The sequence below is a fragment of the Roseateles sp. genome, from assembly GCF_044373315.1.
GTDB lineage: Bacteria > Pseudomonadota > Gammaproteobacteria > Burkholderiales > Burkholderiaceae_C > JACDQM01.
The window spans coordinates 1-9,364 of the sequence record NZ_JBILQK010000117.1; the positions used below are offsets into that span (position 1 = coordinate 1).

At 64.0% G+C, this 9,364-nt stretch carries 10 protein-coding genes and 1 tRNA gene; 5 read left to right on the plus strand and 6 right to left on the minus strand.

All coding sequences use genetic code 11. The features are described from left to right. Positions 1–147 precede the first annotated feature (147 nt). The 6 genes from ACIQ67_RS17825 to cysS all read right to left on the minus strand — a co-directional run bounded on the left by ACIQ67_RS17825 (position 148) and on the right by cysS (position 6,051). Positions 148–240, minus strand: a tRNA-Ser gene (locus ACIQ67_RS17825). Positions 241–288: 48 nt separating this feature from the next. Next, the gene (locus ACIQ67_RS17830) at positions 289–1,563 is read right to left on the minus strand and encodes an aspartate kinase (RefSeq protein WP_397535723.1); all 1,275 of its coding nucleotides are present in this window, start codon (positions 1,561–1,563) and stop codon (positions 289–291) included. A 93-nt stretch (positions 1,564–1,656) separates the two neighbouring features. After that, on the minus strand, positions 1,657–3,078 hold the full coding sequence (gene tilS / locus ACIQ67_RS17835; protein ID WP_397535724.1) for a tRNA lysidine(34) synthetase TilS: 1,422 nt from the start codon (positions 3,076–3,078) through the stop codon (positions 1,657–1,659). Next, the gene (locus ACIQ67_RS17840) at positions 2,975–3,946 is read right to left on the minus strand and encodes an acetyl-CoA carboxylase carboxyltransferase subunit alpha (RefSeq protein WP_397535725.1); all 972 of its coding nucleotides are present in this window, start codon (positions 3,944–3,946) and stop codon (positions 2,975–2,977) included. Before ACIQ67_RS17840 ends, tilS begins: the two co-directional genes overlap by 104 nt. A 64-nt stretch (positions 3,947–4,010) precedes the next feature. Beyond that, on the minus strand, positions 4,011–4,661 hold the full coding sequence (locus ACIQ67_RS17845; protein WP_397535726.1) for a DNA-3-methyladenine glycosylase family protein: 651 nt from the start codon (positions 4,659–4,661) through the stop codon (positions 4,011–4,013). Position 4,662: 1 nt separating this feature from the next. Continuing rightward, positions 4,663–6,051: a cysteine--tRNA ligase gene (cysS, locus tag ACIQ67_RS17850; RefSeq protein ID WP_397535727.1), complete on the minus strand. Its 1,389-nt coding sequence runs from the start codon at positions 6,049–6,051 to the stop codon at positions 4,663–4,665. Positions 6,052–6,326: 275 nt separating this feature from the next. Between cysS and ACIQ67_RS17855 the strand changes: the two genes are divergently transcribed. From ACIQ67_RS17855 to ACIQ67_RS17875, 5 genes are all read left to right on the plus strand, one after another. Beyond that, positions 6,327–6,836 carry a tetratricopeptide repeat protein gene (locus ACIQ67_RS17855; protein WP_397535728.1) on the plus strand — a complete coding sequence of 170 codons (510 nt, stop codon included), beginning with the start codon at positions 6,327–6,329 and terminating at the stop codon, positions 6,834–6,836. 64 nt (positions 6,837–6,900) lie between these two features. Further along, entirely contained in the window at positions 6,901–7,485 is a 585-nt protein-coding gene (locus tag ACIQ67_RS17860) for a peptidylprolyl isomerase (protein WP_397535729.1), read from the plus strand. Then, positions 7,482–7,985, plus strand: coding sequence for a peptidylprolyl isomerase (locus ACIQ67_RS17865; protein WP_397535730.1), 504 nt, complete (start codon positions 7,482–7,484; stop codon positions 7,983–7,985). Before ACIQ67_RS17860 ends, ACIQ67_RS17865 begins: the two co-directional genes overlap by 4 nt. Continuing rightward, on the plus strand, positions 7,972–8,784 hold the full coding sequence (locus tag ACIQ67_RS17870) for a UDP-2,3-diacylglucosamine diphosphatase (protein ID WP_397535731.1): 813 nt from the start codon (positions 7,972–7,974) through the stop codon (positions 8,782–8,784). The genes ACIQ67_RS17865 and ACIQ67_RS17870 overlap by 14 nt, the downstream gene beginning before the upstream one ends. Further along, the coding region (locus tag ACIQ67_RS17875; protein ID WP_397535732.1) for a zinc-dependent peptidase at positions 8,778–9,364 on the plus strand (587 nt) is incomplete at its 3' end. The genes ACIQ67_RS17870 and ACIQ67_RS17875, both read left to right, overlap by 7 nt.

Here is a 9,364-nt window from a genome sequence, read left to right on the forward strand (position 1 = left end):
TCAGCGAAGGACGTCGCAAATGTTCTTGTTGAAGCGTCGATGCTATCCGCCGACAGCGCACGCTAAGCCCTGACCAGGTCGATGCAGCGCTGCGCGCAAATGAAAAACGCCGCGCAATTTGCATTGCGCGGCGCTTCCATGATTTGCTGGCGGAGACGGAGGGATTCGAACCCTCGATGCAGGTTTTGCCCACATACTCCCTTAGCAGGGGAGCACCTTCGGCCACTCGGTCACGTCTCCAGCAGAGCCACGCAGTATAGCAGCGTTTTTTGGCTCTCAAACAAAAGTTCAGGCCGAAGGCGTGTCCTGATCCAGCTCGAATGCCTTGTGCAGCGCGCGCACTGCGAGCTCCATGTACTTCTCGTCGATCACGACCGAAGTCTTGATCTCGCTGGTGGAGATCATCTGGATGTTGATGCCCTCTTCGCTCAGCGCGCGGAACATCTTCGAGGCCACGCCCACATGCGAGCGCATGCCGATGCCGACGATGGACACCTTGCAGATCTTCGGGTCGCCCAGCACCTTGGCAGCCTGGGTCGCGGGGCCGACGCTCTTCTCCAGCAGCTCCATCGTGCGCGCATAGTCGTTGCGGTGCACGGTGAAGGAGAAGTCGGTCTTGCCGTCGTGGGACACGTTCTGGATGATGACGTCGATATCGATATTCGCGTCAGCCACCGGGCCCAGGATCTGGAAGGCGATGCCGGGCTTGTCAGGCACACCCAGCAGCGTCACCTTGGCTTCGTCGCGATTGAAGGCAATGCCCGAAACGACGGCTTGTTCCATTTTCTCGTCCTCTTCAAAACTGATCAGGGTGCCGGACTTGGCTTCTTCGTTGATGTCGATATCCCAGGGGGTGAAGCTCGACAGCACGCGCAGCGGCACGCGGTATTTGCCAGCGAACTCGACCGAGCGGATCTGCAGAATCTTCGAACCCAGCGAAGCCATCTCCAGCATCTCTTCGAAGCTGATGGTGTGCAGGCGGCGCGCCTCGGGCACGATGCGCGGGTCGGTGGTGTAGACGCCGTCCACATCGGTGTAGATCAGGCACTCATCGGCCTTCATCGCCGCAGCGATGGCCACGGCCGAGGTGTCGGAGCCACCGCGCCCCAGGGTCGTGATGTTCATGTCCTCATCGACACCCTGGAAACCGGTGATCACCACCACCTTGCCGGCAGCTAGATCGGCACGCACGCGCTTGTCGTCGATGCTCTCGATGCGGGCCTTGGTGTAGGACGAGTCGGTGGCCACAGGGACCTGCCATCCGGTGTAGCTGACGGCGTCGATCCCCTCAGCCTGCAGCGCAATCGCGAGCAAGCCCACGGAGACCTGCTCGCCAGTGGCGGCGATCATGTCCATTTCCCGGTTCAGTTCCGGGCTGCTGGATGCAGGCGCCAGTTCCTTGGCCATGCCCAGCAGGCGGTTGGTCTCACCGCTCATGGCCGAAGGCACCACCACCATTTGATGCCCCGCACGCGCCCATTTGGCCACGCGCTTGGCGACGTTGCGGATACGGTCGGTCGAGCCCATCGAGGTGCCGCCGTACTTGTGAACGATCAATGCCATGGAAGTCTTGTTAGCGCGGAGGTCGAAACAAAGTCTGGTTGCGCCGCGGTCGCAGCCCGCAATTCTAGCTGCTGCGCTGCAGCAAACCTGAGTTCAAGCTGACGCGCCGGGCAGCCAGTCCAAGGTGAGCTGCGGGCCTTCTACGGCGAGCCTGCGCGCATCAAAGCCCAAGCCTGGCGCCCATAGCAAATCCGCAGCGCTGAACAACAGCGGCCCCTGCCGACCGAGCACATCGACACCGGCGCTCTGCCACGCCTTCTTCAGGCTGCGAGGAAGGCCGCGCGCATGGGCTTGAAACTGCTCGCCGCCAGTCCGGGGGCGCATTTGCGCTTGACGCAAAAGCTCTGGACTGACGCCGCCTTGATCGACCGAGCGCACCAGCCAAACACCGCCAACGGCGGCGCAGACATGCCGCCCCGGCGTGCTCAAATCAATGGCAAGAGGCTGGCTCAGAGAAACCGGACACGATGCCGGCTCGACCCGCAGCAGCCCCCGATAGAGCCTGAGCGTCCCCTCGCCCGGCAGAGGCCACTGGGCGACGTCGGCAGTCGATGCCTCTCTCAAGACGCGCTGAACCAGCGTCGCCGGCGCAGCGTGACCGAGAACCTTGGTCAACCATGCGCGCAGCAGATTGCTGGCACGAGCCGGTGACAAGGCAGACAGGGCCTCATGCTGCAAACCGCCGTCAATCGACCAGCGCTGCACATCTTCAGCGCCGATCTCGTCAGCCAGCGCCAGAGCCTGCTGCGACCAGGCCGAAGCCTGCGCCAGACTGCGCTCCGCCTGCGGAAACTCAGCCACCAGCGAGGGCCACAGGCGCAGGCGTAGACGGTTGCGGGCATAGCGGGCGTCGCCATTGCTCTCGTCTTCGATGTGGCGCAAGCCGTGGGCCGACACATAGGCGTCGATGTGCTCGCGCGGCGCATCCAGCCAAGGCCGGGCCCAGGTCAGCCCCGCGCGGAGCTGCTGTCGCGGCATGCCTGCCAGGCCCGCCACACCCGCGCCACGCAAAGCTTGCAGCAAGAAGGTCTCGGCCTGGTCGCGGCGGTGATGCGCCAGCAGCAGAATCGACGCGCCGCACGCCCGAGCCATCTCGTCAAGAGCGGCATATCGGCCGGCACGCGCCCAGGCCTCGACGCTCTGACCAGGCGCTGGAGCGCCAAGCAAGCGTCGGTGCTGAAACTCGATGGGGAGGCCTAGACTGGCCCAGTCCCGGCACTGCTGCTCGCAATGGGCCTGCCAGGCATCGGCCTGCGCACTCAGCCCGTGATGGACATGCAGAGCCACGGTTCGTACACCTTGGCCATACCGCAGCGCCAACGCCGCCGCCGACGCCGTGGCGTGCAAGAGCGCAGTGGAGTCGCGGCCGCCGCTGTAGGCGACCGCGACACAGGGGGTGGCAGCCGAAAGGTCAGCGGTTCTTGGTGTCGCCGAATCGGCCATAGGCCTGCAGGCGCTGGTAGCGGCGCTCCAGCAACTCCTTGGGCTCGAGGTCGCTGACTTGGCGCAAGGCATCGGACAAGGCACGCTTCAGCTGCGAGGCCATCTGCTTGGTGTCCCGATGAGCGCCGCCGACAGGCTCGCTGACGATCTTGTCGATCAGACCCATGGCCTTCAGGCGGTGGGCCGTGATGCCCAGCGCTTCGGCAGCTTCAGAGGCACGCTCGGAGCTCTTCCACAAGATGGACGCACAGCCTTCTGGGGAGATCACCGAATAGGCCGAGAACTGCAGCATCAGCACCTGATCGGCGACGCCGATCGCCAGCGCACCACCAGAGCCGCCCTCACCGATCACCGTCGCGATGATGGGCACTTCCAGCTGCGCCATCTCGAAGATGTTGCGACCGATCGCCTCGGATTGACCGCGCTCCTCGGCACCGATGCCGGGGTAGGCACCCATGGTGTCGATGAAGGTGAACACAGGCAGACCGAACTTTTCGGCCAGCTTCATCAGGCGCAAGGCCTTTCGGTAGCCTTCCGGACGGGGCATGCCGAAGTTGCGCAGCGTGCGCTCCTTGGCATCAGCACCGCGCTGGTGGCCGACGATCATGCAGGGCTGACCATTGAAGCGCGCCAGGCCGCCGACAATGGCGGCGTCATCGGCGAAGTGGCGGTCGCCGTGCAGTTCCTGGAACTCGGTGAACACATCGGCGCAGTAGTCCAGCGTCTGCGGACGCTGAGGGTGGCGGGCGATCTGGTAGACCTGCCACGGCGCCACATTGGCGTAGATGTCCTTGGTGAGCTGCAGGCTCTTCTTGGAGAGCCGATCGATCTCTTCAGAGATGTCGACGGCCGACTCGCTTTGCACGTAGCGCAGCTCTTCAATCTTGTTGTCGAGCTCGGCGATGGGCTGCTCGAATTCGAGAAAGTGTTTCTTGCTCATCCTGGTGATCTGTTCAGTGATGATGGAGCGAAAACCGGCCCTCGTGGGACAGAGATTCGCTTGCTCAGTAGTCCACCGGCAGCGGATCAAGACTGCGCCAAATGTACCATGTGGCTACCGATCGGTAGGGCGCCCAGGCCTCGCCAAGCTCGCGGGCTTCTGCGCGCGAGACGGGTTCGCCGGAGAAGTAGTTCTGGCTGATGCCTTTGAGCAGGCCCAGATCGTCCAGCGGCAGCACGTTTGGCCGCATGAGATGAAAGATCAGGAACATTTCGGCGGTCCAGCGGCCGATGCCGCGAATGGCCACCAGCTCTTCGATGATGGCCTCATCATCCATCTGGGTCCATTGGCGCACATGCACACGACCGGCCTCGAAGTGCTGCGCAAGGTCGTTCAGATACTCGACCTTACGCGCCGACAGGCCGGCGCCGCGCAATTGCTCGACCGGCTGAGCCAGCACGGCTGCCGGCAGCACCTTGGTCGAGGTCGCCTCAAGAACAGCGGCCAGTCGGTCCCACACCGATTGCGCCGCCTTCACCGAGATCTGCTGGCCGACGATGGATCGCGCCAGCGTCGTGAAAGCGTCCCCGCGGCTCTGCAGTCGCGCCTCGCCGAACTGCGGAATCAGCTTCTTCATCACGCGGTCGCGCTTGGACAAATGGCGACACGCCTCGTCCCAATAGTCCGGGGTCACCTCGGCAGGCTGTCGAACCACGTCAGGCCCTCACACCGATATTGACCCAGGTCGTGCCCGAGGCAGAGTCCTTGAGCTCAATGCCCGCTGCCAGCAGTTCGGCGCGAATCCGATCCGCCTCAGCAAAATTGCGCTCGGCTTTGGCCGCCGCACGTGCATCGATCTGCGCCTGGATACTGGCCTCGTCGAGACCGCTGCCCGACTGCAGGTAATCGCGCGGCGTTTGCTGCAGCACGCCGAGCACACCGCCCAGACTCTTCAGCAGCGCGGCATCAGCGGGTGATCGGCTGCGGTTGAGTTCGCTGGCCAGATCGAACAGCACGGCCAGCGCGGCTGGCGTGTTGAAGTCCTCATCCATCGCCGCTTTGAAGGCCGCCGCAGGACCGCTGCTCCAGTCGATGTGCTCAGAGCCAGCCGGGCTGACGCCATCCAGCGCGGTGTAGAGCCGGCGCAGCGCTGTACGCGCATCGTCCAGCGTCGCATCGCTGTAGTTGATCGGCCCGCGGTACTGCGTGCGCAGCATGAAGAAGCGCAGCGTCTCTCCGTCGTACTTCTCCAGCACGTCGGCAATGGTGAAGAAATTGCCCAGGCTCTTGGACATCTTCTCGTTGTCCACATTGACGAAGCCGTTGTGCATCCAGGTGTTGACGAAGGGCCGCCCGGTGGCGCCCTCGCTCTGGGCAATCTCGTTCTCGTGGTGCGGGAACTGCAGGTCCATGCCGCCGCCATGGATGTCAAAGTGCTCGCCGAGCAGTGCGCAGCTCATGGCCGAACATTCGATATGCCAGCCAGGCCGGCCATCGCCCCAGGGGCTGGCCCACTTGGCTTCGGCCGGCTCATCAGCCTTCGCGTGTTTCCACAGCACGAAGTCCAAGGGATCATCCTTGTCGTCCTGCACCGCGACCCGCTCGCCCGCTCGCAGCTGATCCACCGACTTGCCGCTCAGCTTGCCGTACCCATCAAACTTGCGCACCGCATAGTTCACATCGCCGCCTTTGGCCTGATACGCCAGGCCCTTGGCCTGCAGCTGGCCGATGATGTCCAGCATCTGCGGGACATAGTCGGTGGCGCGCGGCTCATGCGTAGGGGCACTGATGCCCAGCGCAGCGAAGTCGCGGTGCATCGCGGCGATCATTTCGTCGGTCAGTTCACGGATCGTGAGGCCCCGCTCCACCGCGCGCCGGATGATCTTGTCTTCGATGTCCGTGATGTTGCGCACATAGGTGACCCGCAGACCCGAGGCCTTCAGCCAGCGGTAGACCACGTCGAAGGCCACGTTCATCCGCGCGTGTCCCATATGGCACAGGTCGTACACGGTGATGCCGCATACATACATGCGCACATGGCCGGGTTCAATGGGAGCGAAAGGCTCGACCGCGCGGGTCAAGGTGTTGTAGATGCGCAAGGACATGAGCGAGGAGGTGGCCGGCTGCGTGGTCAGGCTCTGGCGAGCCTCGAACCGGGTGCCGCAGGCTTTGCTTGAAGCCAGCTTACCTGCAGCGTGATGCAGCAAGTACCGGGGCGGACCCGTAGAATCCTGGTCAGTATAGCGGCTGACCCCTCGTGCCCAGCCGCCTCTCAGCCGAGCTTCGCAGCAGATCGCACGGCTGCACCGAATCGATGATCGCCGCCCCTATGTACAGCTTTGATTTCTTGACTCGGAGCCCCCGGCTGCGCCGGATCGGGATGCTCGCCAGCCTGCTCGCCGCAGTGCTGTGCCCCCCGACCGCAGCCGCCGCTGGCCCCATCGCCAGTCTGGAGCAAGCGCAATCGATGTGGCTGCAGGGGCAACAGCAACAGGCCCTGCAGCTGGTGCGCGCCGCCCTGCAAACCCAACCGAACGACAGCCGCCTACGCTTCGCCCTGGCCAGCATGCAACTCGAGCTGCGCCAGACGGGCGAGGCCGAACTCGGCCTGATCGGCCTGACCCAGGACCACCCGGATCTGGCCGACCCATACAACAACCTGGCCGTCATTCGGGCCGCCCGCGGCGACCTGGCCAGCGCGCGAGATGCTCTGGAACAAGCACTGCGTCTGCAGCCCGACCATGCGCAGGCACTGGAGAACCTCGGCGATGTGCTGGTTCGCCTGGCCGCACAACACTATGAACGCGCGCAACGCTTTGCCAGTGGCGACAAACAGGCCCTGATGCTCAAGCTCCAGCGCAGCCAGGCATTGCTCCAGCGCGGTGATTGAAGAGCTGAGAGAGAATCTGCACCCCTGTCGCCTTCCCCGATCCGCGTTGATCCGCAAGACCGCCATGCAAGCCACATTTCTGACCCCGTTCATCGCCCGCTCGCTGCTGACCACAGCCCTTGCTTTCGCGGCGCTCCCAGCGCTGGCTCAGACTGTCAAGCTCAGCACCAGTGAGGGTGACATCCGCATCGAGCTTGACGCCGCCAAGGCACCCAAGTCGGTCGACAACTTCGTCAAGTACGTCAAGGCCGGGCATTACGACGGCACGATCTTCCACCGCGTGATCGAGACCTTCATGATCCAGGGCGGCGGCTTCACGCCCAAGCTGGAACAGAAGCCGACGCGCGGCCCGATCCCGCTGGAAAGCCAGAACGGCCTGAACAATGTGCGCGGCAGCATCGCGATGGCGCGCACCTCCGACCCCAACTCGGCCACCGCCCAGTTCTTCATCAACACGGTCGACAACGCCTTCCTGGACGCCGCCAACGCGCGCGACGGCAACGGCTACGCTGTTTTCGGCCGGGTGATCGAAGGCATGGACGTCGTCGACAAGATTCGCATCAAGCCCACGGGCGCCCAGGGCATGCATCAGAACCTGCCGCTGACTCCCGTGATCATCAAGAAGGCCATCGTGGAGCCCAAGAAATGACCAAGACTGTTGAACTGCATACCAACCACGGCCTGATCCGCCTGGAACTCGACGACGCCAAGGCACCCATCACCGTCGAGAACTTCCTGTCCTATGTCCGCAAGGGACACTACGACGGCACGGTTTTTCACCGCGTGATCAAGGGCTTCATGGTCCAGGGCGGCGGCTTCGAAGTGGGCATGAAGCAAAAGCCCACCGATTCGACGATCCAGAACGAAGCCAACAACGGCCTGACCAACGAGCACTACACCGTGGCGATGGCACGCACCAACGCGCCGCACTCGGCCTCGGCCCAGTTCTTCATCAACACCACCAACAATGGCTTCCTGAACTTCAAGTCCGAGAGCCCGTCCGGCTGGGGCTATGCCGTGTTCGGCAAGGTCGTTGCCGGCACCGAGGTGGTGGATGCGATTGAGAAGGTCAAGACCGGCCGCTCCGGCTTCCATGACGATGTGCCAACCGAGAACGTCGTGATCGAGCGCGCGGTTGAAGTTGCCTGAGACCGCGCTTCGGGCCGGGCCGCCGGCCCTGCCCGATCCGCTTGAGACCCTGATCGCTGCGCCTGAATGGCGTGCGATCGACTTCATCTCCGACCTGCACCTCGCGCCCGGCATGGACGCCACGCTGGCCGCGCTGCAGCAGCACCTGCGCAGCACGTCGGCGCAAGCAGTGTTCCTGCTGGGCGACATCTTCGAGGTCTGGATCGGTGACGACGCGCGCTTCGACGCTTTCGAGCAGACCTGCACAGATCTGCTTCGCGAGGCCAGCCAGCGCTTGTCCTTGTTCTTCATCGCTGGCAACCGCGACTTCCTGATCGGGCCAGACATGGCGAACGATGCTGGAATGCGCCGCTTGTCTGACCCTTGCCGGCTGAAGGCTTTCGGCCATGCCTTGCTGCTCAGCCACGGCGATGCCCTTTGCCTGGACGACACGGACTATCAACGCTTTCGCGCCGAGGTCCGCAGCTCAGCCTGGCAGCAGCAACTGCTGGCGCGCCCGTTGACAGAGCGCCGGGAGCTCGCACGCCGGATGCGCGCCGAGAGTGAGGCCTTGAAGCGCAAGCAGACGCCTGCAGACTGGTCGGATCTGGACGCTGAGGCCTGCTGCCAATGGCTGGACGCCGCCGAATGCCAAGTCCTGCTACATGGCCATACCCATCGCCCCGCGGTGCATGAGCTCGGAAATGGCCGGCAGCGCTGGGTGCTGTCCGACTGGGACTGCGAGGCCCCAAACCCAAGGGCCGATGTGCTTCGGCTTGATTCGGCTGGCTTGCATCGACTCGCCCCAGCCACATGCTAGATCGCCTGCTAGAACGCTGGAAGCGCTCCCGCGAGAATCGTCAGCTGCAGCGCCACGCGATTCCCGAAGACTTGTGGCAACTCACCCTCGCCCGGTATCCCTTCATTGCCAGCCGCAGTGACGAGGACTTGAAGCGTCTGCGCCGGCTGTGCTCCCTCTTCCTGGCGGAGAAGGAGTTCCACGGCGCCGCCGGCTTCGTCGTCAGCGATCAAGTCGCTTTGGCCGTCGCAGCCCAGGCCTGCCTTCCAGTGCTGCAACTGGGACTGAGGGCCTACGACGGCTTTGTCGGCATCGTGATGCACGAGGGCGAGGTGCTCGCGGCGCGCGAGTACATCGATGAGGATGGCATCGTGCACCAGTACGAGGAGCTGCTGGCTGGCGAAGCCATGGAGGGTGGACCGTTGATGCTGGCCTGGAGCGAGCTGGAGCATGGAGCCGATCCCGCCGCAGGGCTGGACAGTGTCTACAACGTCGTGATCCACGAGTTCGCCCATGTGCTCGACATGGCAGATGGCTTGGCTGACGGCATCCCCTTGCTGGCCGACCCTGCTGCGCGCCAGTCCTGGTTGGCCGTCATCGA

What these genes read in the sequence shown, in the direction of transcription:
- ACIQ67_RS17855 (WP_397535728.1), top strand. Translation starts at nt 6,327, where the DNA reads ATGCTCGCCAGCCTGCTCGCCGCAGTGCTGTGCCCCCCGACCGCAGCC.
- ACIQ67_RS17840 (WP_397535725.1), bottom strand. Translation starts at nt 3,946, where the DNA reads ATGAGCAAGAAACACTTTCTCGAATTCGAGCAGCCCATCGCCGAGCTC.
- cysS (WP_397535727.1), bottom strand. Translation starts at nt 6,051, where the DNA reads ATGTCCTTGCGCATCTACAACACCTTGACCCGCGCGGTCGAGCCTTTC.
- tilS (WP_397535724.1), bottom strand. Translation starts at nt 3,078, where the DNA reads ATGCCTTGCGCCAAGTCAGCGACCTCGAGCCCAAGGAGTTGCTGGAGC.
- ACIQ67_RS17860 (WP_397535729.1), top strand. Translation starts at nt 6,901, where the DNA reads ATGCAAGCCACATTTCTGACCCCGTTCATCGCCCGCTCGCTGCTGACC.
- ACIQ67_RS17865 (WP_397535730.1), top strand. Translation starts at nt 7,482, where the DNA reads ATGACCAAGACTGTTGAACTGCATACCAACCACGGCCTGATCCGCCTG.
- ACIQ67_RS17830 (WP_397535723.1), bottom strand. Translation starts at nt 1,563, where the DNA reads ATGGCATTGATCGTTCACAAGTACGGCGGCACCTCGATGGGCTCGACC.